We start from the raw sequence: 26264 nt of genomic DNA on the forward strand, positions 1-26264 counted from the left end.
ATTAAAAATCAATTTTTTTTATTGACTTCCCAGTTTTTATTTTATATGCATCAATAACATCAGAGACATAAACAATGCCATCAGCTGGATAAGGCGTTTTTGCATTTTCGCAAATTATTTTAACTGCTTTTTTAACTTCCTCATTTTGGCAAATCAATTCTAACTTAATAATCTTACTGTCTGCAAAATGAAATTTTAACGAAGGTACTGAATCTTCTCTTTTATAGGCTCCTGTGCCTTCACATTCAGATAATGTAACACTTTCAAATCCATTCTCTTTAAGAGCTTCTACAACATTTTCTAATTTTGTAGGTTTTATAAATGCTTTAATTTCTTTCATTTTAAAATATTTTAATGGTCGTGTCCTTCAAATTCGCCTTTGTTAAGCTCTGAATTTACATAATATGCACCTTTTGTAACTATTAAGATGTTTTTTTCCATAGGATTGGGAAACTGTACTTCTGAAAATCCTAAATCAGAAACGCCCTTAATTACTTGAATTTTTTCAAGTACAAGATCATCTTCATCCTTTTCTATTTGAATAAAAATATAATCCAACCCCTTTTCATTTACAAATGCTTCATCAGGTAGCGCGTCAACTAATTTGCTATCTGTTGCAATTCTGGCTTCTACAAACATACCTGTTAACAATCCTTCGTGTGTGCCAATAATTTTAGCGTGTACTTTTACAGATCTAGTATCCAAATCAAAAGCTTTTCCTAAGGCAAAAATTTCAGCTTCATAAATTTTATTAGGCCTTGTTGAAAGTGTAAATGCTATTTTTTGTCCCATACTTAATTTTTCAATGTCTTTTTCAAATACATTTAAACCTAAGTGTAAAAAGTTATTATCTACAATTTCAAACATTTCTTGTTCAGGAGCAACAGATTTCCCAATATTAATTTCAATTTTTTGAATATAACCTTGAATTGGAGCTATTACCGGAATTGAAGCAATAATTACACCTTTGTCAATGGAAGAAACGTTAATCCCGATTAAATACAGCGTTGCCTTTGTAGCATTTAAATCGGCTTTGGCATTTAAATATGCTGCTTCCGATTCTTGAAATGCACGAGCAGAAGTAATTCCTTCTTTTTCTAATTCTTTCTTTCTTACATAATCTTTTTCTAAATATGTTAAATTACTTTTAGCAGCAAGATATGCACGTTGCATAGAAATAAATTCGGGATTGTTCAATGTTGCAATAACCTGACCTTTTTTTACAAAATCACCTTCAACTACTGAAACACTTTGTACGCGACCGCCAATTATAGCACTTACACTTGCCATATTTTGAGGCGGTAATTCTAATTGACCGTTTACTTTTAATGAAGCTCCTAAATTTAGTTGACTAAGGTTGCCTAACGCTATGCCCATTATTTCTAATTGGTTTAATTTTAAAGCTACTTTATTTGGGGTTTCCTCTTCATTAGCCACATCTTTTGTTTGTTCACTTTTATTTTCATCGCCTTCAGTATGCTTTGACTCGCTATTTCCACAACTTATTATGGTAAAAAGAAGTATTAATAAGGTGCTGATTTTTAAAATATTTTTCATCTTAATTGTATTTTCCTGTTAGGTAATTAATTTCGTTTACTGTTTGATTGTGAAGATTAAGAGCGTTTAAATAACTACTTCTAATTTCAATCGATTGTTCCATAAGTGCAATATATTCTACATAGCCTATTTCACCATCTTTATATGCTTTTATAGCAGATGAAAATAGTTTATCCGCTAAAAATATACCTGTTGAATCATAATATGCTAAAGCAGCTTTTTGCTTTTCATATTCATTGAGTTTGGTTTGCACTATTGCGTCTAATTCTAATTTTGTTTGCTGATAATTTATTGAAGCTATTTCAGCGCTTTTTTTGGCTGCCTGAGATTTTCCTTGTTGTGCTCTAAAAAATAAAGGTATTTTAAGACCTACTTCAAAACCCGAGAAGTTTTTAACTCCATCAATTTGTTGATTGAAATAACCTGCGGACAGGTCTGGAAGAAATTTTGCATTCTCTAATTTATGTTCTCTCTCTTTAACTGCAATTTCATTTTGTTGTAATAAGAGTATTGGATTTTCAGTATTTTCTTCGGCAAAAGTTTTAAAAGGAATTTTTTCTAAATTTTTATTAGAAATTTCAAAGGAAACATCCATATTCATTAGCAACTGCAATTGCTTAGTTAAACTTTTTATGTCTAATTCCACTTCAGATTTCAACAATCTAATAGCTTCATTTTTACCTTCTGCGGCGATTTTTTCTATCAAATTAGTTTCGCCAAGCGCGTATTTTTTTTCAGCAATTAAGGCGAAATTTTCATATTCTTTCTCTAGGCTGGAAATTAAATTTGATTTGTTTTTTGTGAACCATAACTCTAAATAAATAGCTCTTACATTTCGCTCTAACTTATTATTTTCAACAATTAAATTAGTTTCACTTAGTTTTATTTTATCAGCTTGTAACTTAGCTTGTGTTCCATAAATTGTAGGAAATTTAAAATCTTGTGAAATATTCCATTCATAATCTATTTGTGGTGAATTTATTTGACCACGTGTATAATTTATAGCTGTTTTATCAAGATCAAAATTTGTTTTTTTTAAACTTTGTTGTTTTTCAATTTCTAATTGAGCTCCTTTTATTAAAGGATTGTTTTCCATTGCAATTTTAACTGCGTCTTCAATTGATATTTTTATAGGTGCTGTTTGTGCATAGGATTTATTTAATGCCATACTAAACACCATTCCAATAATTAAAAGTGTTGTTTTAGAAATTTTCATTTTAAGTTTTGATTTAAAAGAAGTACCATTTTCAACAAAGTAATACAGAATTGGCACCACTAAAAGGGTTAATAGCGTTGATGAAATTAAACCACCTATAACAACTGTTGCTAAAGGGCGTTGAACTTCTGCACCTGCTGATGCTGAAATTGCCATTGGTAAAAATCCCATAATAGCTGCAATTGCAGTCAATAAAATTGGTCTTAATCTTTCTTCAGTAGCTGTAAAGATTCGGAGTTTTACGTCAGTCATTCCTTCTAGTTTTAAACTGTTAAATCTACTTACTAAAACCAATCCGTTTAATACAGCCACTCCAAATAACACTACAAAACCTACCCCTGCTGAAATACTAAAAGGCATACCTCGTAAGGATAAACTTAAAATACCACCAATGGCAGCCAAAGGCACTGCCATATAAATCATAGCTGCCTGTTTTATTGAATTTAAAGCAAAGTAAAGCAGTATAAATATTAAGAATAAAGCAATAGGAACAACAATAGAAAGACGCTCTTTTGCTCTTAATAAGTTTTCAAAAGACCCACCATATTCAATAAAATACCCTTCTGGTAAGTTCAATTCTTTATCTAGTTTTAGCTGAATATCACCAACCATAGATTCTACATCTCTTCCTCTTACATTTACACCTACAGAAACTCTTCTATACGTATTGTCACGTGAAATTTGCATAGGACCAGGCTTGTAACTAATATCTGCTAATTCTTTTAAGGGTATTTGCGTATTTGTATTTGGAAGATCTACAAAAAGATTTTTTAAATCTTCAATACTCTCTCTGTTATTAGCTGCGAAACGAACTACCAAATCGAAACGTTTTTCCCCTTCAAAAATAATTCCTGCATTTGCACCAGCAAATGCGGTGCTTACATATCTATTTAATTTATCAATATTTAAACCGTATTTCGCTAATTTTTCTCGTTGATAGATTACCGTGATTTGCGGTAAACCTTCAGTAGCTTCAGCTCTAACATCAGCAGCACCTTCAACAGTTTGTATAATTTTAGCCATTTCTTCTGCTTTTATAGCTAAAACATCTAAATCATTTCCATATAATTTAATAGCAACATCTTCACGAACACCTGTGAGTAATTCATTAAAACGCAATTCAACAGGTTGGCTAAAAATAAAATTCACCCCCACTATTGCTTTTAATTTTTCTTGCATTAATTCAATTAGTTCTGCTTTATTATCTGCAGAAGTCCATTTTTTTACATCTTTTTCTAATATTATAAAGCAATCTGCAATATCCATCGGCATTGGGTCGGTAGGAATTTCAGCAACACCAATTCTACCTACGACTGTTATCACTTCAGGAAAATTATTTTTGATAATATTTTCTACCTCTTCAGATACTTTTATAGATTCTGATAATGAACTACCTGGTTTCATAATAATTTGCATTGCAATGTCCCCTTCATCTAATTTTGGAATAAATTCCCCACCCATATTTGAAAAGATAAGTGCTGCAATTATAAATAAACCACTCGCTATTGCAATGGTTGTTTTTCTAAATTTTAAAGCCCCTTGTATTAAAGGTTTATATACTTTAAAAATAGCTGCCATTACCTTGTTGCTAATAGTGTTTAGCCAAGTTTCAGAACGTGTAAATATATTGTTTTTGCCTTGTGGAGATGGTTTCATAAATAAGGATACCATCACTGGAACATAGGTTAAACATAATAACAAGGCGCCTAAAACTGCAAAACCAAAGGTGTATGCCATTGGTGTAAACATTTTACCTTCAACACCTGTTAAAAATAAAATTGGGGTAAAAACTATAAGAATAATTAATTGTCCAAAAAAAGCAGCATTCATCATCATACTACTTGATTTATAGGTTAACTCATCCATTTCAGCAGTAGTGATGTTGATTTTGTTTTTCTTGAGGCGTTGCTCAATATGATGTACAGTTCCTTCAACAATAATTACCGCGCCGTCAACTATAATTCCGAAATCAATAGCGCCTAAGGACATTAGGTTTGCCCATACACCTGTTGCTTTCATTAGAATAAAGGCAAATAATAATGACAGCGGAATAATTGAAGCCGTTAATAAACCTCCTCTTAAACTTCCCAACAAAAGTACTAGGACAAAAATTACAATTAAGGCACCTTCAATAAGGTTCTTGGAAACTGTACTTGTAGTCCGTGCAATTAAATCGCTTCTATCTAAAAACGGTTTTATTTCAAGACCTTCTGGTAAGGATTTTTGAATATTCGAAATTCTTTTCTGAACATTTTTTATAACTTCATTTGGATTTTCACCTTTTAACATTAATACTTGTCCACCAACCGATTCTTGACCATCTTCCGTAAAAGCGCCATAGCGAACAGCTGTACCAAAATGGACTTCATCTGCTACATCTTTTATTAAAAGGGGCGTATTTTCTACATTTTTCACAACAATATTTTCAATGTCTGCTAAACTTCTAGCAAGACCTTCTCCACGGATAAAGGAAGCTTGGTGATTTTTTTCAATATATGCACCACCAGTATTAGAATTATTGGTTTCCAATGCTTCAAAAACCTCATTGATACTAATACCCATACTGTTTAATTTGTTTGGGTTTAAAGCAATTTCATATTGTTTTACATTTCCTCCAAAAGAGTTTATTTCTACTACACCAGGTACTAATGCCATTTGACGTTTTACAATCCAATCTTGAATTGTTCTTAAATCAGACGGGGAGTATTTAGTTTCATAACCTTTTTTTGGAACAATTGAGTATTGGTAAATTTCTCCTAAGCCAGTAGCAATTGGTGCCATAAAAGGTTTTCCAAAACCAGCAGGAATGCTTTCTTGAATGGCTGTTAATTTTTCTTGAACCAATTGACGTGGTAAATACGTACCCATCTCATCAGAAAATACAATAGTTACTACCGAAAGTCCAAAACGAGAAACTGAACGCAATTCTGTAACGCTGGGTAAGTTAGCTACTGCAAGTTCGACAGGGTACGTAACAAATTGTTCAATATCTTCCGTTCCTAAATTAGGAGCAACTGTAATTACTTGAACTTGATTATTGGTAATATCGGGTACTGAACCCAATTTTATTGTTAACATTGAATATATTCCAGCTCCTATAAGAACTAAAATAAATAAGCCTACAATTAATTTATTATTAATTGAAAAGCGAATGATTTTATCGATCATTGTTTTTTAAGATTAAGTTATTAATATTTAAAATCAACCTTCGTAATGAAGGTGATTCAATTGTATTTATAACTTAAACTTGAGGAGGTAGGTAAATTTTTGAGTAATAGTTATTGGAAAAAGATGAGCTATAAAATGTAGCTACTACTTTTGAAGGTTTTTCAGCATACATTACATATTCTATATGTTTTACAGGTTCTGTAACACTTATAGAACAACAACTACACATACAAAAAGGAGAACACATATCTGAATGTGAATGATTATCTAGATTGACAACTTGAGATACTGTTTCAGTTTGTTGGTTGTCAAAGCTATCATCATCGCACGGTAGTGCAGACAATGAGAGTATAAATAATGCTAGTATGGTTGCTAAAAATTTCATTATGAACGCAAATGTAGTAAAATTATAAATGCAATGGTAGTGCAAAAAAATCTTTGAACCTATGGTTTTGGTAAGGGATTAAAATTTTGGATTTTTTAGGTGCAGATTGCTTCCCTACGGTCGCAATGACACTACGACCCTTCGATAAACTCAGGAAAGGCTCAGCTCAGGGTGACGTTATGCTGAAAATACTGCTGGAAATGGGGATTTATTCTACTACTAATTTATAGATTTATTTTTCTTTATTTTTTTATTTTTCTCTTTGTAAAGTGCTCCTAAATCTATTACCGGGAGAGTGTATTTACCAAGTGGGTTGTACATTGTTATATTATCTATATAACTACGTAAATTATTAATAGCAATGCTTAAACCTGAAATATTTATTAAATCATCTTTTTGTTTTTGAGCAACTATTTTAGCTTCATTAATTTCAAATATTGAAACCCCTTCAATAAACATTTTATAACCTGGTAAGGCATTTTTTATATTGTTAATTTCAACTTTTACAAATATGTATATTTGCCCATTGTCTTGTAATTTATGTGCAAAGTCAAAATCAATTTTATAGTTGCTAAAGGTTTCAGTAATGTTGGTAGATTCTTCGGTAGGTTCAATAAAATTATAGTTGCAGTTTAGTACAAAAAAATCGGTTTGTACTAATGGAGATTTGGTTATTTTCATTACAAAATAATTAAGCGGATTGGTAATCTACAGAGCTAAAATTATATGGTTTAGCTGTGTTTTTTATACGATTTGGCAAGGTGTTAAAAGGCTTGTTTTTAATAATTTTAATATAATCACCATTGTGGGATTGGTAGAATTTATTCAAATACTGAGAGATGTCATCTTCAGAAATTTGAGAATTAATTTCACCTTCTAAACTTATACTAAACTCAATATTTAGAACGTCTTTCATTTTTGCCAAGGTTAAAAAGTTTGGCATTTTATTCCCTCTAAATAACTGGGTAATATAACTTGCTGAAGTTCCAATTGCCTCAGCTAATTCTTTTCTATTACCATTGTTTTTTTCTAATTCTTTTTGAACAATAGACAAAAATTTAGAGACTAAAATTTTAGCTTCTACCTCCCATTTGTCTTCTTTATTTTCAAAGTTAAATATACTGTCAAATTCATTGTGCATTTCTTTCAATGATCTCGTATTCATAGTTTGAAATTTTGTTTATTAAGTGTGTGGTTTTTGGAGAATTTTTTTGTGTTTTCTTTTTCTCAAATAGCTCAACGGCTACAACGGTAAATGTTTTATCATCTTGGGTAAATTCTTTACAATAAATTCTATCATTAGAACGGCCTTTAAAAAATTTCATAGCGGTTACACCTTTTACCTTTTTATTGATGTTTTCTTTATCGTATAAATCGGGTACTCTTAACTGGTTTAGGATGATGCTTACCATATGATTGAATTTTTTTTGATGTAATTTTGCATACGCTAAAATGGTTTCAAAATTTTCTACATCAACACAAACACATCGTTTGCCATCACTGCTTTTTCTTATAATTATTGCTTTTCTACGCACAAAATTAAGCTATTGGTTAATTATTTCAAAGTTTTTAGCTATTTATTAACATAAAATTGTTAATAATAATTGATTTGTAGTTGTTTAAGTGTGTGTTTTTCATAGTTTTTTTTAATAATTGATTGGTTCTCGATATTATTTTTGTTCCTTTTCAATTCACAAAAATCACTCGAACTGACGGGAAATTATGTGTTTTTATAAGGTTTCTTGTGTTTTAGGTTCGTACTAATAATTAATTTGTTCTCGATATAATTTTATTTTAGTTATACAATAAACAGATTGCTTCCCTGTGGTCGCAATGATGTTTTTACTTAGCTCAATGCTGGCTGTTGCATATGGTTCTCGATATTATTTTTGTTCCTTTTCAATTCACAAAAACACTCGAACTGCCGGGGAATTATGTGTTTTCTATAATTTCTATTTCATCTGGAGTTAAGTTATACAGTTTATACACCATTTGATCTATTGCCTTTTCTGTTTGGGTTATTTGGGTTTGTAACTCTTGGGCTTTTTTCTTGTTATCCTCAAAAAGTTCTAACCACTCAAACTCGTCTTTTTTAGTGAGTGGTGTGCCACCTGCTTTTTTAATGGCTTTGTTGAGTTCTTTTATAAAATCTCCAAAATCTAACTCGTGCCAGTTTTCGAGTTTACGGGTTAGTTTTTCTATTTCTATGCTATTAGAAAAGAAAGTACTAAAGCGTGAAAGCATAATAATAAAATCAGTATTTTTCTTTTGTAAATCTTCTGATAATTGAATAAATTGATTCTGCCTATCAATAGGAATTCTTTTGATATATGTATTGCGCAAGTTTGGTGCTGAAAAAAGTAGATAACCACCTGACATTCTCAATCCATCAAAGAAGCATTCAAACATATAATTATATAATTTTGAATTAATCCAGCATTGTACATATTCCGGTAAATAATCTTCACTAAATGAGTGAATACAATTTGTATTTATAGATGAATATTCTCCTTTATTATCATAAAAAGCTTCACATTTTAATCCAATTTTGGCAATAATAATTTTAGGCGATGAGTATAAATTATGCCTATTTTCAGAAATGCTCGTTGATTCTTTGGGTAAAAAAGGTTTTAATAATTTCCTACCCTTATCTGTTAATTCAGAAATTCCCCAAGTTGTACAATAAGGGTCTATTGTTCCAGTATTAATTAATTTATAACCTTGACCATCTTCAGTAATAAGTTTAGAATAATCATCAGCCTCACTTGCGGTAGAAGTTGCATTAATCTTACCTACATTTTCTAAACTTTCCGATTGATTAATAATTTTTTCAGTAATTATTAATTTATCGTTCAATAAAAAACCTAAAATATAATCCTCTAAAACGTTTAGTTTTTTTGAATCAAATTTAGCTTCAATAATTTGCTTTGAAACTTCATCAAAACCTCCTGTTGTTACTTCATAGTTTTCTCTCTCTTTTTTCTTTAAAAATGATATAACAGGATAGGTACTCGCATCTTCGAAAACCCTCTTATCTGAATAATCTATTAAACCTAATATTTCATATTGATTAACTAACATTTCTCTTAATGCCTTACCATAACTTGCTGATAAAAATCTATTAGGTGTTATATATGAAAGAATACCTTTTTGACTAATTATATCTAATCCTTTTTCAAAAAAATAAATATAAAGGTCTACTGTTCCTTTAGCCGTAGCGAAGTTAGATTTTAAAAACGAATATTGGTCTTTGGATAATCCCTTTTTTAATTCATTTGCATTGACATAAGGCGGATTTCCAATGACGACATCAAAGCCTTGTTTTGATTCGGCAGATTGCTTCGTTCCTCTCAATGACGTACCAAATATTTGTGGGAACTGTAATTGCCAATTAAAAGCTTTGTTGCCAGCCACGGCTTTGCTATCAATTAAACTGTTACCACATTTTATGTTGTTACTTAAATCGTTGAGTTTACGTCGTGGTTGAGCGGTGCGTAACCAAAGGGATAGTTTGGCAATTTCTACAGACTCTTCGTTGAGGTCTACTCCATAAATATTGTTTTCGAGTATGGTATTTTCTATATCGCTTAAAATGAAACCTCCGCCCAATACTTTTGCTTTTAGTTCATCTATATACCTGTGTTCTTTTATTAAAAAATCTAATGCTTGGTTTAAAAACGCTCCAGAACCACAAGCAGGGTCGCAAATAGTGATTTGCAATAGCCATTCTCGGTAGGTATCTAAAATATCTAATAATTGTTTTTTGGTATTTTGGTGTGTGCCTTTTTTTAGCTCAAAATAGGTTTCTTCTTTAAAACCTAATGTTTCTTTTTTCTCCTGGCAAAGTTTACCAACGGTATTTTCAACAATGTATTTGGTTATGTATTTTGGCGTGTAGAACACACCGTCTTTTTTACGTTTGCTTGTTTGTTTGTCGAACTCACCACCTTCAATTTCGGCATTTACGCTTTCAATTTCATTTAAAGAGTTTTCAAAAATGTGTCCTAAAATATTGACATCTACTTGACTGCTAAAATCGTATTTAGCGAGTTTGTATGCGTGTTTGTAGAGTAACTCATCGTCAATCTCTAGACTATCTAAAATGGCATCTGGTTTAAAGAGACCACCATTGTATGCGTAGATTTCAGCTCTTGAGGTTGTGCCTTTTCTGCCTTCATCTAAAAAATGAAAGTATTGTTTAAAGAGGTTGTACAATGGGCGTTCATCACCAAAATCAATGTCGGATTTCCACTTGTCCAGAATTTGTATGGTTGAGTTTGCAGGTAATAAATCTCTATCTTCGGCAAAGAAAATAAATAGAAAACGATCTATTAATTTTTGTGATTTTTTGAAAAGGGATAGTTTTACGTTTTTTTCGAGGGCTTTTTGGTCGTCAACTTCTCGATACGATTCACTTTGTGAATCACTCGAAGTGACGTTGTTTTGTTTGAGTCGTTTGGCATTTCGTTTTACGAGATCTCTAAAGAGTTCACGTTTAAATACTGAATAGTCGTTGTAAAACTGTTTTGTGATTTTGTCTTCCTCAACCAAAGAGGCTTCTTTTATAGTGAGCGGTAAGTTGTTGAGAATATTGTCTTTTTGCAAACAGAGGTACAACAAATTGAATTCTTCTGGTGCTAACTGAAATAGGTTGAACTCTAAAAACTCGGTAGCATCGTTGATGTAAAATCGCAACTTCTCAAAATTGGATGTAATGACATACACACAGCCTTTTTGATTGGCTTTGTAATCGAATGCCTGTTTACGAATGCTTTCTAAATCTTTGGTGTTGGTTCCTTTTAACTCTATAACACCAATGGCTGAATTTTCTTTTAAAATAGCACCATCTGCTTTTCCTGCACCTTTTTGGTTTTTAAACTCGGTTGTGATATTGAAATTAGGCATTGGATTCAGCGAATAGTCCAATATATTTACAAACAACTCGTCTAAAAACTTTGCCTGGTATTGTTCTTCTTTAGAATTTTTAATATTTTCCTGTATGGTGGTATTGTGAAAGTACTTGGTATATTTTTTATATGCTTTACTAACTTTATCAACATTTTGTAGATTTAGATAGTTTTTAAGTACTGAGGTTTGATATAATGCCATTAAATACAGATTGAATTGAAAAAATGTAGTTGAACTACAAACGCAATTATTTTGTATAAAAATAAGGTTAAATTATTATTTAACAAACATTAATTTGCACTTAATTGTTGTTTTTTGGGATTCTTTAATGTCATAAAAAAAGCCTCCTTTGGAGGCTTTAAAAATTGCTATGAAAAAGAGTAAAGAAACGAAAGTTTCTTAAGAATCACAAGATACAAATTATTACAATTTAATCAACAACTTTATTCATTTTTTTAAAGCTTGGTTTTTCTTAATCTTAGTGAATTTACAATTACAGATACCGAACTAAAACTCATAGCTAATGCGGCAATAATTGGTGAGAGTAAAATACCAAAAAAAGGAAATAATAAACCAGCAGCTATAGGTACACCAAGCACATTATAGGCAAAAGAAAAGAACAAGTTTTGTTTGATATTTTTCATTACACCGTGGCTTAAATTTTTAGCTTTCACAATGCCTTTTAAGTCGCCTTTAACTAAAGTAATTTCAGCACTTTCAATGGCAACATCGGTACCTGTTCCCATCGCAATACCAACATTAGCTTGTGCCAGCGCCGGAGCATCGTTAATGCCGTCTCCAGCCATAGCAACAATTTTTCCTTCTGCTTGTAATTTTTTAATGAATTGTAATTTATCTTCGGGAAGGCAACTTGCTTTGAAATTACTTAAGTGCAGTTTATCTGCAACTGCTTTTGCTGTATTTTCATTATCACCAGTTAGCATCATAACATCAACTCCCTTATCCATTAAGGATTTTATTGCTTCTTTACTGGTTTTTTTTATGGCATCAGAAATAGTAACAAATCCAACTGCTACTTGGTTAATTGCTATATATGAAACTGTTTTACCTAATTTTTGTTCTTCAATAATTTTAGTTTTTAAGTCGTTAGAAATGCTTGTTTTTATTTTCACCATTAATTTTTCATTACCTAAAGCAACTTTATTATTAGCAACAGTACCCATAACGCCCATACCCGTTATAGTTTTAAAATCATTAACTCTACTTAATTTGGTTTTAGTTGTTTTTGCATAATCAACAACAGCTTGTGCCAATGGATGTTCACTATATTGATTAAGTGATGCTATTTGTTGTAATAATTCTTCTGAAGTGCCTTCTAAAGCAACTACTTTTTCTACCGAAGGTTTCCCTTCAGTTAAAGTTCCTGTTTTATCGGTGATTAAAACATTTACTTTATTCATTAACTCTAAAGCTTCCGCATTTTTTATAAGTATTCCGTTTTGTGCTCCCTTACCAACACCTACCATTACAGACATTGGCGTAGCTAAACCCAACGCACAAGGACAGGCAATAATTAATACTGCCACGGCATTTACAAAAGCATAAACCAATGCAGGATCTGGCCCAAAATTAGCCCATATAATAAACGTAATTATTGATATTAGTACAACAATAGGGACAAAGTATTTTGAAATGGTGTCGGCTAATTTTTGAATAGGTGCTCTTGATCTACTAGCGTCACTTACCATTTGTATTATTTGAGCTAAGAGCGTTTCAGAACCAACTTTAAGAGCTTTCATTACAAATGATTTTGTACCATTAATTGTTCCTGAACTCACGGTATCACCTTCCTTTTTATCGACAGGGATTGGTTCACCCGTAATCATAGATTCATCGATACTGCTACTTCCTTCGGAAATAACACCATCAACAGGTATTTTTTCACCTGGTTTTACACGTAATATATCATCTTTTTTAATTGCGTGAATTGCTACAACTTTATCTTCACCATCAACAACTAACGTTGCTTCTGAAGGTGCTAATTTTAGGAGTTCTTTAATGGCACCACTTGTTTGACTATGCGCCTTTGCCTCTAACAATTGCCCTAATAAAACCAATGTTAAAATTACCGCTGTAGCTTCAAAATACATATTAACATCGCCAGATGCTCCTTTAAATTCACTTGGAAAAACCTCTGGAAATAATAGACCAACTATACTAAATAAAAATGCAGCACCTGTTCCTATACCAACTAAGGTGAACATATTTAAATTCCAAGTAATAATTGATTTGTAAGCACGTTCAAAAAACATCCAACATGTATAAAATACAATAGGAATTGTTAAAAAAAGCTGTAACCAATCCCAATATAATTGCGGCATTAATTTTGGCAATGGATTAGAAGGTAGGTGCATTGACATTGAAATTATTAAAACAGGAATGGCTAAAAAAGCTGAAATTTTCATTTTTTTAGCTAAGGATTTATAAGTTTTTAATTCTTCACTTTCATCGGGCTCCATTGGGACTAAATCCATACCACATTTAGGGCAGGAACCTGGAGCATTTTGAATTACTTCAGGGTGCATTGGACAGGTATATTTTGTTGTTTGAATTAATTTTGGTTGCTCAACTAAGTCCATTCCACATTTTGGACAGCTTCCATGTTTATCATAGGTTTTGTCTCCTTCGCATTGCATTGGACAATAAAAAATTCCATTACCTTCTTTAGGTTGGTTGAGATGATTGGATTTCTGATTATTTTGAGATACTTTGGTCTCTCCAGCATTTGAAATTGTATAATGTAATCCTGCTTTTAGCAAGGTTTCTTGTAATTTTTCTATTGAAATATGTGATGACATTTCAATAACAACTTCACCCTTTTTTAAATCTGCAGTTACTTTGGTAATTTCTTTTAAATTCCCTAAAGCAGATTCAACGTTGTTTTTACAACCACTGCATGTCATTCCAGAAATATGGTATGTATGTTTCATTTTTTAATATTTTTAGTAGTTCGTAATAAAATTATGTTATCGTTGATTTATTTTTTGGAAGAAGGCACATAAATGTGTTTGAACAAAAACCACTGTGAAGGTTTAAGATTTAAAAAAATTGTGCCTGATTAAGAAAAGAGTAGGTTCTTCATAAATTAAATCAACTTAAAAATCAAGAATCTCTTGACAAAAGGGGTGCTTACTCTTTTCTTAACAGGACTTAAAAATATTTTTAGTGATGTTTATGCTCACTTTTTTTCTCCATCTCCTTTTTTTTCACAACAAGCTTCATCCCACATTTTGGACATTCACCTTTTTTGTCACTAACAACTTCAGGATGCATTGAACATGTGTATGATGGCTTCATTTCCATTTTTTTAAGTTCCATACCACATTTAGAGCAATCTCCTGGCTTATCACTTTTTACATCGGCGTGCATTGGGCAGGTGTACATTTCTTTCATTTCCATTTTAGAATGGTCCATCATTTTTGTCGTGTCTTTTTTCATTTTAGAATGGTCCATTTCTTGAGCATTCATTGACGATAATCCTAAGATAGCTATCACAAAAACAGCTAATAAATTTTTTGTATTCATCATTTTTAGTTTTTAAATTTTTATTATTAATTATATTATAAAGGTCTGTAGATATTGTAATTTAGTTGTGCATAATTATGTTTAAATTGTATCTAATTTCTCACGAGACCCTATGTTTTTATACTGTGTAGGAGTGATTCCTGTAATTTTTTTAAATTGACGAGATAAGTGTTGTGGACTGCTATAATTTAATTCATATGAAATTTGACTTATGGTTAATTCATTATAGCTAATAAGTTCTTTTACTCTTTCAATTTTTTGTTGAATAATGTAATTTTCAATAGTTCGTTCTTCTAATTCAGAAAAAATTCTACTTAAGTGTGCGTATTCTATTTTTAAATTTGAAGATAGGAATGTTGAATAGTTTTCATTAAACAATTTGTGTTTTTGGTGAAAGATATTCTGAATAATTAACGTTTTAATTTGGTTTACTATTTTTAAATCAGATTCTTCAACTATCTCAAAACCTTCTTTCTCTACTATTGTTTTTAGCGTTAATAATTGATTTTTTGAAGGGCTTGTTTCAAAATGAATTTTTCCTAATTCAATAAAGTTAAACATTATATTATTTTTAATTAACTCATCTTTAACCACTTTAATACAACGGTCGCATACCATATTTTTTACACTAACTATATTCTTTTGTTCCATTGCTATTAGTTTTTAATTAAACTATTTTAAAACTACCCATCAAATAATTGAAAGGTAGTTTTGAAAACTTTTTATTTTATTATAGCTTCTGTACTACCACATTTAAGCATTGCTTTGCCATAATAAGGGTTTCTAATTTCTTCATCCAAGCTTAGCCAAAAAGCTCCATTATCATTATTAGCCATTGGGCAAAATTGTTCATATACAGTTTTATTTATTCCAAATAATTTTATCGCCTTTGATAAATGAGCTGACAAATGAATAAAATGATTTCTTTGAACATTGATGTCTGAGGTTTTAGTAATTGAAGTTGCAGAAGCAGCAATTTCCTTACTAATAGTCATCCAATGTTTATGAGCTTCATTATTAGATAATAATTTCATATCAACTTTAGCTAATACATTTACAACTTCAACGGCATTCTCTTGTGCTGTTTTTGAGTTATCATTGGTAAAGGCATTTTTTAAGCTTATGTATTCAACAAATACCTTATTTAATTGACTTTGAAAATCTTTTGAAACTGCAATTCTAGATTCCATTTTGGTATGGTCAGCATTTTTAGTGTCTGTAGAATTTCCTGTTTGACTTTGGGTATGGTTAGTATGATCTTCTTCTTTATTTTCCATAGCACTTTCAGAAGCCTGCTTTTTCCCGTGACCTGCGTGTCCAGTTACAGCTTTACCCCCTTCTAAATTCATCATACTTGGTTTACCAGCCAATTGCGATGCTGCATCTACAGTAAATGTACCGTTTACAACAATCTCTTCTCCTGATTCAAGTCCGGATTTGATAACAAAAGCTTCACCAAGTGATGGACCTAATGTTACTTCTCTTAATGTAAAGTTCACTTTATTACCAGCATTATTTTTTATATAGATTACAGACCTTTCACCTGTCCACATAATTGCTGATTTAGGAATTATAATTTCTTGTGATCCCTTTTTACCCAAGTTATTTTTAATAATCCCAGATGCAAACATTTCAGGTTTTAATTTGTTGCCCACATTTTTAATTTCAACACGTGCTGTTGCCACTCTTGTTTTAGCATTGATTATTGGGTCTACAAATGAAATAGTTCCTTCAAACGTTTCGCCTGGAATTGATTGAATGGTATATGAAACTTTATCGCCTACTTTTACCCAAGCCATATCACTTTCATACACATCAAAAAGTACCCAAAGTGAAGATAAATCTGCAATCTCATAAATAGGCATTCCTCTGCCTACATAATCACCCAAATCAACCTTTTTGGCTATAACAATTCCAGAAACATCTGAAGTAATTGAGAATTGTTGAATTAATTTACCAGAACTAATAATTCTGTTGATTGTGCTTTCGCCAATTTTCCAATTCATTAATTTTTGTTTTGCAGCTGCAAACAATTCAGGTTGTGAATTTTTGATGGCATACGCTTGTAATAATTCTTCTTGAGCAGTTACTAAATCTGGTGAATATACCGTAGCCAATGTTTGTCCTTTACTCACATTTTCACCTGTAAAATTGATTCTTAAGTTTTCAATTCTGCCAGGGATATGAGTAGATTGTGTGTATAATTTACGTTCATCAACTTGTACTTTTCCATTTAAACGTAATTCCTTGTTTGCTGCTGAAGTACCCACAAACATTGTTTGAATGTTTGCTAATTTCATTGCATTTTCACTCATTTGAAGCGCATTTGGATCAGCACCAGCATCATCAGAAGCGACAGGTATTAAATCCATACCACATAAAGGGCATTGACCTGGTTCTGATTGACGAATTTGAGGGTGCATTGAACAGGTCCAAGATGCTCCCGCTTCCTGTTCTGCAGTATGATCGTGTAATTCTTTAGGTGTGTCGCTTCCTCCGAAAAGCATCCACCCTAGTAACAATCCAATGAAAAGGATTCCTGCTATTTTTAATATATTCTTTATTTTTGTTGTCATTTTAGTTATTTTTTGAAAGTAAGTAATCTAGTTTTGCTTGTGCTGTAAATTGATTTTTAATCTCAGCTGCTATTGCTTTTTCGTACATCAGCTCGTCTTGATTTAATCTTAATATTTCTACAAAGTCTGAACCTGAGTTACTATATGCTGCAATTAAAAGCGCAATAGCTTGGTTAGTACTTTTTAGTTGAATATCAAATAAATTCAATAAATCAATAGACTTTGATACATCATATTGCGCACTGCTATAATTTGCCATTAAATTATTTGTTACTGCTACTTTTTTTTCTTCAGTAGCAGCTATCATATATTCCGCTTCTTTCTGCGCTCCTTTATATTTCTTTCTAAAAACAGGCAACGTTATAGAAAGCATTGGCATAATAGCGTCTTGACCATTCATTGCCAAATCTGGTACATCTCTTTTTGAGATAATTGAGTAATCTAATCCAACACCAATTTTAGGATAACCTTCTTTTATAGCTACTATTTTTTGTGCCTCAAAAGCCTCTTTTTGACGGTCTAATTGAACTACTTTTGGGTTATTATTAAAAAGCGAATCTGTTTTTATATTTAAATTAAGGTTTGCTTTAGGCAATTCTGTTGGAAATTGAATTTCAAATAAACTTTCTCTATTTAACATTGAATTGAATGCTGTTTGCAAAGGTTCCTTTCTTTTTTGAAGAATTTGAATATTAGTTAAACTTTCGTTTCTTTTAATATCAATTCGAACTACATCAACCATAGCACCTTTACCGTTTTCAAATTTGCTCAAAGCCAATTTTTTATAGCTATTTAAGATTTCTAAATTTTCTTGTTCCAACATTATTATCCGTTGTAACTCAAACATTTCAGCATACACTTTTTTTACATTAAAGAACACTTCATTTTTCGTATCTAAATACATTTGAAATGCAGCTTCTGCCATTAAATTTGCAGCGTTTTCTTTTGCTGCTAGCGTTCCAAACCAAGGAAACATTTGTGTAATACTAAACCTCGCTTCTTGTCTTCCTATTCTAGTTTCAATCATTTTTCCAAATGCACTAACAGAAAAAGTAGGGTCTGGTAATGCACTTACTTGAGGTGATTTTTGCAAAGCAGCTTCAAATTTTAAATAAGCCGATTTTACCTCAGGATTATTTTTTGAAGCTATTAGCAAATACTCATTTAAAGTTTGACCACTAAGACTTACTGAAAATAATACGCTTAATACTATTAAATATCTAATATTTAATATCTTATATATAAACTTTGTTTTCATTTACTGATTTTTTTTAATTACAGATTCTCTCCAAAAAGCTTGCAATACAGGTACCACAAACATGGTCATAATTTGTATAATCATTCCGCCAAATGTTGGTATTGCCATTGGAATCATTATATCGGCTCCTTTTCCAGTTGAAGACAATACTGGCAGTAGCACAATTATGGTAGTTGCAGCAGTCATCATTGCAGGACGTACCCGTTTTTTACCAGCTTCCAATACAGCTGCACGTACTTCAGGCACCGTATTTGGCTGTTTTTCTTCAAAAACTTGATGTATATATGTTCCCATAATAACACCATCATCTGTTGCAATACCAAAAAGGGCAATAAATCCAACCCAAACCGCAACACTTAAATTGATCGTATGAATTTGAAAGAGATCTCGCATATTAACACCTGAAACTGAGAAGTTCATAAACCAGTCTTGACCATATAACCAAAGCATTATAAATCCACCAGCAAAAGCTACAAACACTCCTGAAAAATGGATAGATGATGCGATGACCGTTTTGAATTGAAAATAGAGTAGCAGAAAAATAACCACCAAACTTATTGGAATTACAATGGATAACCTTTTTACTGCACGAATTTGGTTTTCATAACTACCTGAAAATTTAAAACTAACACCTTTTGGAACTACCAAACTACCTTCAGTAATTTTGGTGTCAATTAATGCTTGTGCATCATTTACCACATCAACTTCAGCAAAATTTTCTTTTTTATCAAAAAGCACATAACCAACTAAAAACGTATCTTCACTTTTAATCAATTGAGGACCTCTAATAAAATTTATTTCTACCAATTCACCCAATGGAACTTGAACACCTGTTGGAGTTGGCACTAATATTTTTTTAATTTTTTCAGGATCATCTCTTAATTCACGTGGATAGCGAACCCTAACAGGATAGCGTTCCCTACCTTCAACGGTTGTAGTAGTTTTCATTCCACCAACAGCTGTTTCAATAATTTGTTGTGTTTTTTCTATGCTCAACCCGTATCTAGCAATAGCATCTCTATTAATGTTTATTTCTAAATAAGGTTTTCCCACAATTCTATCAGCAAAAACTGCTTCACTTTTAACTGAGGGCACTTCTTTCAAAATACTTTCTAATTCTAAACCAAAATCTTGAATAGTTTTTAAATCTGGTCCGTAAACTTTAACTCCCATTGGTGCTCTCATACCGGTTTGTAACATTACCAAACGAGTTTCAATTGGCTGAAGTTTTGGAGCAGAGGTAACCCCAGGAATATTGGTAACACTTATAATTTCTTTCCAAATATCATCGGTATTTTTGATGTGTGAACGCCAATTTCTATAGTATTCACCATCTTCATCTAATATCAATTCTTTTTCGCTGATTCCTTTAGTTAAGGCATCATCGTTTGAAATGGCAGAGCCGTCAGCTAATACAAATTTATCATTCTTATCAACTTTGAATCTATAAGGTTTGCCTTCAGTATTTACAATAAATTCAGATTTATAATTAATAATGTTTTCAAACATTGAAATTGGAGCAGGGTCAATCGCACTTTCAACTCTTCCTAATTTCCCAACAGCATTTTCAACTTCGGGAATATTTGCCAAGAGCATATCCAATTTTTGAACTGTATTTTTACTTTCTTCTACCCCTGTATGTGGCATAGATGTTGGCATTAATAAGAAACTACCTTCATTTAATGATGGCATAAATTCTGAACCAATTCCAGGGAACGTATTTGATACTGCTGTCCAAGCTTTGGTTTCTCCAATGTTCCAACCAACTTTTTCAAATCCATTTTTTACAAAACCGAAAGTACTATTAAAACCTATCCAAGATAGAATACCAATAAATAAGGTAAATAATGGGATTAAAAAGAACTTAGCTTTATTATCTAAACACCATTTTAAAACCGGTTCGTAAAAATGAACTATTGAAAAAAGGGCTCCTAAAATTACACCCATAATGGTTATAACAAATAGATAATTAACCAATAAGCTATTTTGTGGACCCAATGGCATCCACTCTTTGGTAAGGAAAAAAGTTGCAATAAATAATACAATTCCTACATTTATTCTGTTTGAATGTTTGGTGACTTTTGCTGGTAGTTTATGCTCAAAAAGTGAATTCACACCTAATAGGCATAACGCTAAAGGAAGCCACATATGCATTGTGATGGCTAATAATAAACCAGCAACAATTAGGATAATTCCCCAGGTTCGTTTAACCCTTTTTTTATCATAATTAATTCCAAAAATAAAATGTGCTAAAGCTGGTAATACCACTATTCCTAGAGCAAAAGCACCTAAAAGCGCATATGTTTTAGTAAATGCTAACGGTCTAAAAAGTTTTCCTTCTGCAGATTGCATTGCGAAAACAGGTACAAAACTCACAACTGTGGTTGCTAAAGCAGTTGTAATTGCAGAAGCAACCTCAGTAGTTCCTCTGTAAACCACCTGCATTAATTCCTTGCCTTTTGCACCCTCATTTTCAGGCATTTCTAAATGCCTAATAATATTTTCAACAAAAACAATCCCAATATCTACCATTACACCAATGGCAATTGCAATACCTGACAGCGCTACCACATTTGCATCAACACCTGCATATTTCATTACAATAAAAGTCATTAAAACCCCAACAGGTAATAAACTTGAGATAATGATGGAAGCTCTTAAATTAAACATTAAAACCAGTACTACTATAATGCTGATTAATATTTCATGTGAAAGTGCCGTTTCAAGCGTTCCAATGGTTTCGTGAATTAGTTGTGTTCTATCATAAAAAGGAACAATGGTTAACTGACTAACAGTGCCATCAGCTAATGTCTTTTTAGGTAATCCAGAAGCAAATTCTTTTATTTTTGATTTTACATTTTCAATTACTTCTAAAGGATTTGATCCATAACGAGCCACGACTACACCACCTACAACTTCAGCACCGCCTTTATCTAAAACACCTCTTCTTGTAGCAGGACCTAAACTTACCGTTGCAATGTCCTTGATTAAAATAGGTTTATTATCGGTTACATGAACTACAGTATTTTCTAAATCTTTGGTAGATTTAATGTAACCCAATCCACGAATAAAGTATTCTGCCTTATTAATTTCCACAGTTTTAGCTCCAATATCTCGATTGGAGTTTTTAACTGCCATCATAACCATATCTATTCCAATATTGTATGCTTTTAATGCATCTGGATTGACATCTACCTGATATTCTCTTACATAACCACCAACAGAAGCTACTTCTGATACTCCAGAAACGGCATTTAAAGCGTATTTAACGTAATAATCTTGTGCTGAACGCAGCTCGTGTAAGTCCCAGCCACCTGTAACATTTCCTTCTGGATCTCTACCCTCAATGGTATACCAATAAACTTGACCTAAAGCTGTAGCATCTGGACCTAAACCAGGATTAACTCCTTCTGGTAATAAATTTGATGGTAGGGAATTTAACTTTTCAAGTACTCTAGAGCGAGACCAATAGAAATCTACTTTTTCTTCAAAAATGATATAGATACTTGAAAATCCAAACATTGATGAACTTCGAATAGATTTAACATTCGGAATCCCTAATAATGAAGTTGTTAAAGGATAGGTAATTTGATCTTCAATGTCTTGAGGTGATCTCCCAGGCCATTCAGTGAAAACAATTTGCTGATTTTCGCCCAAATCTGGTATAGCATCAACAGGCACAGGGTCTTTTGGTAAGAATGCAACATCCCAATTAAATGGAGAAGTGACAACTCCCCAAGCAATTAAAGATATTAATATGAGAATAGTTACCAACTTATTCTCTAAAAAATATTTTATTATATTATTAAGCATATTAATATTATTTGATATTTACAATTAATTTAACTTTGTGAATTTTTAAAAAAAACACACAAATACTTAAGAAGTATATAAGATTTTGAAATACTTATATACTTACTAAAAAATTAAAAAGTAAGGTATCAAATACGAAATACGCGATAAAGTACATTTAAGTCTTTCTCGACCAGAGGTGGTGAATAATTTTGAAAAGCAGTAACATTATTATCAAAACTTTCAAATAAATTTAAATAAGAATACGTGTAAGCAACAACAAATTGTTGTTGTTCTAAAGTTAGATTTTTAAAGTCAATTTTTAAATTAGATTGACCTTCAATTTGCTGTATTTGGTCAGAACAGCAATCTTTTTTAATAGCATTACAATCACTATCATTAGATGCTGTCTCCATAGCCATCCCACAAGATTCTGCTTTAGAAAAAAATGCAATATCGACTAAGTGATCACCGCAAAAGTGTTCACTGAAAGAAAATGACATTGTAGAAAATAAAACTACAAAGGCCATTAAAAAAGCTGATATTTTTTTAAATGATTGCATAATAATTGGATACAAAATTAATTAAATTAATTCAAATTTTGCTAAAACGATGTTAAAATTAAATTGTAAAGATTTTAGACTAAAAGCTATAACGCTTAATATCAAGTACTTAAAATTTTTAATAAACTTTTAGTCTCCCTGTTTTTCGGCTTAATTGAAAACAATATCGATTATTAAATTTGCCAAGTGTGCCATAAATTATTTTCGCTTATCAGTAGTAGAACTATCAAAACTAATTAGGTTAAACATTGATCTTAGTCGGCTTCTAACTCGGTTTCCGTAACGTTTTTCTAATTCTTGTGCGTTGAGGTTGGTGGTGATGTGGGTTTTACTATGGTTGTTAGTGATTGGTTGTTGGTTGTTGGCTTTAGGACTCAATTGATAAGATCCTGAAACCAGTTCAGGGTGACGTGTAAAAAGGTCATATCTTGAGAGTAAAATTTCCCCTAGTACGTTGAGGTCTTTTCCGTAATGGCTTCCTGTTGGTTCTACTCCTAAATCATCAAAACAATAGTTTTTGGTGTCGTTGTATTTTTCAAGGATTTCAAATCCAGTTGCATTGAAGCTGTACACAATATTTCGAGTTGGAATTATTTCATAGGTTGTTTTATGTGGAGCTAAATGAGTTAATAATTTCATTAATGATGTTTTTCCACAACCAATAGGGCCTGTTAGTAATATTCCTTTGTTAGTGTCTATTCCCATTTGAGCGCAGCTGTAATGGTCTTGAATGAAGTAGCAACATAATTTAAAAATTAGTGGTTCGTCTTCTTTGTAGATTTTGAAGTTTTTACCAAATAGTAGATGGCCTTTGATGTTGAGGTAGGTTTTTATTTTTTCAAAGTCGTAGTGAATTACGTTGTTTTTGATTTCTCCGATTTGGAATTTTGAGGTACCTTCGGTTTTGATGTGTGGTGTTGGGTTCATAGTTGTTTTTTATATTTTTTGAATTTCTTTGGCGTATAAAAGTTTATTTTTAGGTTTCCTTGGTGTTCTTTTCATTTTGCCTTGATGCAAAACGAAACAAAAAATCAAGACTGATTTAGGTTCATTTGATAAGATTCCCAGTCAAGCTGAGAATGACGTTTTTCTTTTTTAAAGTGGTTCATCGTAATTTTTGTTTTGGTTGGTGTGGAGGTTGTCTTGAAAATGGTCAAGTGGTAAATTGTTTTCACTGTTTGTTCTCGACTGCGCTAGAACTGACAAATTCATTTCTTCAGCTTTTAGCATCCAACTTCTGGCTGTAGCTTGCCAGTCAACCATTTTTGTTTTTCCTCCAACTTTCCATCCAATGCCCTGGTAATGATTGAAGAATTTTTTGGCTTCCAATTCCGGGTAATTTTCTTTTTTAAAAAAATCTAAAATCAATTTTTCCTTTGCGATTGCCTCTAGTTTAATAAAGTTTATATTATGTTTATTAACGTTTGTATTAGATACCAGCGCTTGTTCATTTATGGTAGAGTCTAAATACAAGGCTTGCTTATCGCTTGTACTGAAATTAAACAACTTCACTTTACTGCCTTTAAATGGGTTATGTGATGGACTGTAAAGAATATATTTCCAATGACTTAACTCTTTTATACATCGATGATATGTTGTGTTTGAACCAATTTTGGAAAACTTCATTATTTCTTCCCTATTGATGTAAAAATCATTTGGAAATCGGTTGTAGTTCCAAAACTGAAATAAAGCTATATACAAACTGATATGTGTTGGATTTAAGCGATTGTCTTTGGAAAATTGAACATAGACTCCGTTAAGGTGTTTGATGTAGTTCATAGTGCTTAATTAATGGTTATAGTAGTCTGATTGAGTTTTGATTATTAATCAAAATCAATAGTATACATACGTTATATTTAATTGAAATCCCTTGAATTAGAATTAAAGCAAGTGATGTAGAAATAAATTAATTTGAAGTGTTCACCATATTTTCTTCTAACACTTTCATTATTTGTTCATAGTCATAATAAATTACACCACCAATTTTTGTGTAAGGTAACGTTCCGTTTATTCTAAGGTTTTGCAAGGTTCCAGAAGATAGCCCTAAAAGCTTTTTTACTTCAGGTGATTTTAGCCATTTTTTTTCAGGAGCTTTTGATTTTTTACAAATCAATTCTTTAATGTCACTTAACAAATCGACTTTAAATTCATTTAAGTCTTCTGGTGTAATAATTTTCGATGCCATTTTTTTAAAATTTTTTAATTATACTTAAAAAAGTAGGTTTTTACTTTTTTTTGTTAGGCAAATATGAAAAGTATAATTCATTAAAAATCACAAGTTGTTATTGATTTTTTAAACATTTTATATCCTACAATTTGTTATAGTTTAATAAATGTGTTAAAAAATTACATTTAATTAAACATCAAATAATATCAAATAATATTTTTTTAACTTTTTTTACCCAACTTGGGTGTTTAATTGTCAGAATTTTCTATGCGACTCAATAAGTTACTTTTTAGGGTATCGATAAACTTAGTATTGTTTAATTTTCTTCCTTTAATTTCCAAAAATGCTCTGTAATAATCGCCCAGATCAATATTAAAAAGTAGCTCCATACCTCTGGCAATTTCTTTAATATCTGTATTTCCATTATTAATTACACCTAAACCTTCAAGCGCATACGTTAATTCTATCAAGCTAATTTTTCGCCCTGTCCAGGTTAAACCTGAATTTAAGCTTAATGAAATCCCATTATTTGATGAAAGTTTATCAATTTCAAAATGAAAATATTGAATTAACATTTCATAAGCTATAAATTTTGAATAGGTAGAATCTAGACTTGTTGAAAAAAAATCATCGATAAAAGAGCCTGAGCAGTCGAATTGAGTCCGAATATTTTTATTATTTCTTAAAAAATACTGTTCATCAGAATAAGTTTCTCCACCTTTAAAGTATAGATAGAACAAATGATTCTCATTAAAGTATTCTTGGCATTTTGAAATTTGATTTTCAAAATATTTCTTTTGTGTTTTAGCACTTCCCTTTGGACGCTTACTTTCAATTTGAAATAGTTTACCGTAGTAAATTAATTTTGAAACTACTTTTGGTTTGATGTTTTTAAAAAAATCAATTTCATCTTCCTCTGAATTGAATCCATTTGAAATAATAAAGTTTCTAAATTCGCTTAAACTATTACGAATTAAATGAACGCTTTCTTCTGAGGTAGTAACAATTTCATAATTTTTGGATTGAATATTTTTTAAATCTTTTTCTAAAGTAGCTATAACAATAGCATATTTTTTCTTCACAATTATTGCAATTAATTAAGTTTTTAAAATCCTTTTTTTCAACAAA

19 protein-coding genes are annotated in these 26264 nt (G+C 31.3%); all 19 read right to left on the bottom strand.

Annotated elements, in window-relative coordinates:
* Window position 1: 1 nt before the first annotated feature.
* Entirely contained in the window at window positions 2–340 is a 339-nt protein-coding gene (locus BM335_RS05615) for a P-II family nitrogen regulator (protein WP_090224119.1), read from the bottom strand.
* An 11-nt stretch (window positions 341–351) separates the two neighbouring features.
* Window positions 352–1557, bottom strand: a complete 1206-nt coding sequence (locus tag BM335_RS05620; protein WP_090224121.1) for an efflux RND transporter periplasmic adaptor subunit — start codon at window positions 1555–1557, stop codon at window positions 352–354.
* Between the two features lies 1 nt (window position 1558).
* Window positions 1559–5941 carry a CusA/CzcA family heavy metal efflux RND transporter gene (locus tag BM335_RS05625; protein ID WP_090224123.1) on the bottom strand — a complete coding sequence of 1461 codons (4383 nt, stop codon included), beginning with the start codon at window positions 5939–5941 and terminating at the stop codon, window positions 1559–1561.
* 73 nt (window positions 5942–6014) lie between these two features.
* Complete coding sequence (locus tag BM335_RS05630) at window positions 6015–6326, bottom strand: DUF6660 family protein (RefSeq protein ID WP_090224125.1); 312 nt, start codon at window positions 6324–6326, stop codon at window positions 6015–6017.
* Between the two features lie 219 nt (window positions 6327–6545).
* On the bottom strand, window positions 6546–7007 hold the full coding sequence (locus tag BM335_RS05635; protein WP_090224126.1) for a hypothetical protein: 462 nt from the start codon (window positions 7005–7007) through the stop codon (window positions 6546–6548).
* A 10-nt stretch (window positions 7008–7017) separates the two neighbouring features.
* Window positions 7018–7491 carry a helix-turn-helix domain-containing protein gene (locus BM335_RS05640; RefSeq protein WP_090224128.1) on the bottom strand — a complete coding sequence of 158 codons (474 nt, stop codon included), beginning with the start codon at window positions 7489–7491 and terminating at the stop codon, window positions 7018–7020.
* A complete protein-coding gene (locus BM335_RS05645) occupies window positions 7457–7861 on the bottom strand; it encodes a hypothetical protein (protein WP_090224130.1) in 405 nt (134 codons plus the stop codon). The genes BM335_RS05640 and BM335_RS05645 overlap by 35 nt, the downstream gene beginning before the upstream one ends.
* A 397-nt stretch (window positions 7862–8258) precedes the next feature.
* Window positions 8259–11435: an Eco57I restriction-modification methylase domain-containing protein gene (locus BM335_RS05650; RefSeq protein ID WP_090224132.1), complete on the bottom strand. Its 3177-nt coding sequence runs from the start codon at window positions 11433–11435 to the stop codon at window positions 8259–8261.
* Between the two features lie 254 nt (window positions 11436–11689).
* A complete protein-coding gene (locus BM335_RS05655; RefSeq protein ID WP_090224134.1) occupies window positions 11690–14185 on the bottom strand; it encodes a heavy metal translocating P-type ATPase in 2496 nt (831 codons plus the stop codon).
* 232 nt (window positions 14186–14417) lie between these two features.
* A complete protein-coding gene (locus BM335_RS05660; protein ID WP_143102385.1) occupies window positions 14418–14693 on the bottom strand; it encodes a heavy metal-binding domain-containing protein in 276 nt (91 codons plus the stop codon).
* A 168-nt stretch (window positions 14694–14861) separates the two neighbouring features.
* Complete coding sequence (locus BM335_RS05665; protein ID WP_090224138.1) at window positions 14862–15431, bottom strand: helix-turn-helix domain-containing protein; 570 nt, start codon at window positions 15429–15431, stop codon at window positions 14862–14864.
* Window positions 15432–15502: 71 nt separating this feature from the next.
* On the bottom strand, window positions 15503–17356 hold the full coding sequence (locus tag BM335_RS05670; protein ID WP_090224140.1) for an efflux RND transporter periplasmic adaptor subunit: 1854 nt from the start codon (window positions 17354–17356) through the stop codon (window positions 15503–15505).
* A gap of 1 nt (window position 17357) precedes the next feature.
* Complete coding sequence (locus tag BM335_RS05675; protein WP_090224143.1) at window positions 17358–18614, bottom strand: TolC family protein; 1257 nt, start codon at window positions 18612–18614, stop codon at window positions 17358–17360.
* The gene (locus BM335_RS05680; RefSeq protein WP_090224146.1) at window positions 18615–22427 is read right to left on the bottom strand and encodes an efflux RND transporter permease subunit; all 3813 of its coding nucleotides are present in this window, start codon (window positions 22425–22427) and stop codon (window positions 18615–18617) included.
* Between the two features lie 128 nt (window positions 22428–22555).
* Window positions 22556–22969: an HYC_CC_PP family protein gene (locus BM335_RS05685; protein WP_449405324.1), complete on the bottom strand. Its 414-nt coding sequence runs from the start codon at window positions 22967–22969 to the stop codon at window positions 22556–22558.
* A gap of 198 nt (window positions 22970–23167) precedes the next feature.
* A complete protein-coding gene (locus BM335_RS05690; RefSeq protein WP_317041025.1) occupies window positions 23168–23674 on the bottom strand; it encodes a nucleoside/nucleotide kinase family protein in 507 nt (168 codons plus the stop codon).
* A gap of 390 nt (window positions 23675–24064) precedes the next feature.
* Complete coding sequence (locus BM335_RS05695; protein ID WP_090224150.1) at window positions 24065–24748, bottom strand: hypothetical protein; 684 nt, start codon at window positions 24746–24748, stop codon at window positions 24065–24067.
* A 127-nt stretch (window positions 24749–24875) separates the two neighbouring features.
* Entirely contained in the window at window positions 24876–25154 is a 279-nt protein-coding gene (locus BM335_RS05700; protein ID WP_090224152.1) for a helix-turn-helix domain-containing protein, read from the bottom strand.
* Window positions 25155–25384: 230 nt separating this feature from the next.
* Window positions 25385–26218 carry an RteC domain-containing protein gene (locus BM335_RS05705; protein WP_177219167.1) on the bottom strand — a complete coding sequence of 278 codons (834 nt, stop codon included), beginning with the start codon at window positions 26216–26218 and terminating at the stop codon, window positions 25385–25387.
* Window positions 26219–26264 lie beyond the last annotated feature (46 nt).

The organism is Lutibacter maritimus, from assembly GCF_900116115.1.
Classification (GTDB): Bacteria; Bacteroidota; Bacteroidia; order Flavobacteriales; family Flavobacteriaceae; genus Lutibacter; species Lutibacter maritimus.

Excerpts from the sequence above, each read along its gene's own strand:
- BM335_RS05630 (WP_090224125.1), bottom strand. The coding sequence starts at position 6,326 with ATGAAATTTTTAGCAACCATACTAGCATTATTTATACTCTCATTGTCT.
- BM335_RS05690 (WP_317041025.1), bottom strand. The coding sequence starts at position 23,674 with ATGGGAATAGACACTAACAAAGGAATATTACTAACAGGCCCTATTGGT.
- BM335_RS05675 (WP_090224143.1), bottom strand. The coding sequence starts at position 18,614 with ATGAAAACAAAGTTTATATATAAGATATTAAATATTAGATATTTAATA.
- BM335_RS05655 (WP_090224134.1), bottom strand. The coding sequence starts at position 14,185 with ATGAAACATACATACCATATTTCTGGAATGACATGCAGTGGTTGTAAA.
- BM335_RS05635 (WP_090224126.1), bottom strand. The coding sequence starts at position 7,007 with ATGAAAATAACCAAATCTCCATTAGTACAAACCGATTTTTTTGTACTA.
- BM335_RS05620 (WP_090224121.1), bottom strand. The coding sequence starts at position 1,557 with ATGAAAAATATTTTAAAAATCAGCACCTTATTAATACTTCTTTTTACC.
- BM335_RS05700 (WP_090224152.1), bottom strand. The coding sequence starts at position 25,154 with ATGGCATCGAAAATTATTACACCAGAAGACTTAAATGAATTTAAAGTC.
- BM335_RS05685 (WP_449405324.1), bottom strand. The coding sequence starts at position 22,969 with ATGCAATCATTTAAAAAAATATCAGCTTTTTTAATGGCCTTTGTAGTT.
- BM335_RS05680 (WP_090224146.1), bottom strand. The coding sequence starts at position 22,427 with ATGCTTAATAATATAATAAAATATTTTTTAGAGAATAAGTTGGTAACT.
- BM335_RS05625 (WP_090224123.1), bottom strand. The coding sequence starts at position 5,941 with ATGATCGATAAAATCATTCGCTTTTCAATTAATAATAAATTAATTGTA.
- BM335_RS05650 (WP_090224132.1), bottom strand. The coding sequence starts at position 11,435 with ATGGCATTATATCAAACCTCAGTACTTAAAAACTATCTAAATCTACAA.
- BM335_RS05670 (WP_090224140.1), bottom strand. The coding sequence starts at position 17,356 with ATGACAACAAAAATAAAGAATATATTAAAAATAGCAGGAATCCTTTTC.
- BM335_RS05640 (WP_090224128.1), bottom strand. The coding sequence starts at position 7,491 with ATGAATACGAGATCATTGAAAGAAATGCACAATGAATTTGACAGTATA.
- BM335_RS05660 (WP_143102385.1), bottom strand. The coding sequence starts at position 14,693 with ATGAAAAAAGACACGACAAAAATGATGGACCATTCTAAAATGGAAATG.
- BM335_RS05615 (WP_090224119.1), bottom strand. The coding sequence starts at position 340 with ATGAAAGAAATTAAAGCATTTATAAAACCTACAAAATTAGAAAATGTT.
- BM335_RS05695 (WP_090224150.1), bottom strand. The coding sequence starts at position 24,748 with ATGAACTACATCAAACACCTTAACGGAGTCTATGTTCAATTTTCCAAA.
- BM335_RS05665 (WP_090224138.1), bottom strand. The coding sequence starts at position 15,431 with ATGGAACAAAAGAATATAGTTAGTGTAAAAAATATGGTATGCGACCGT.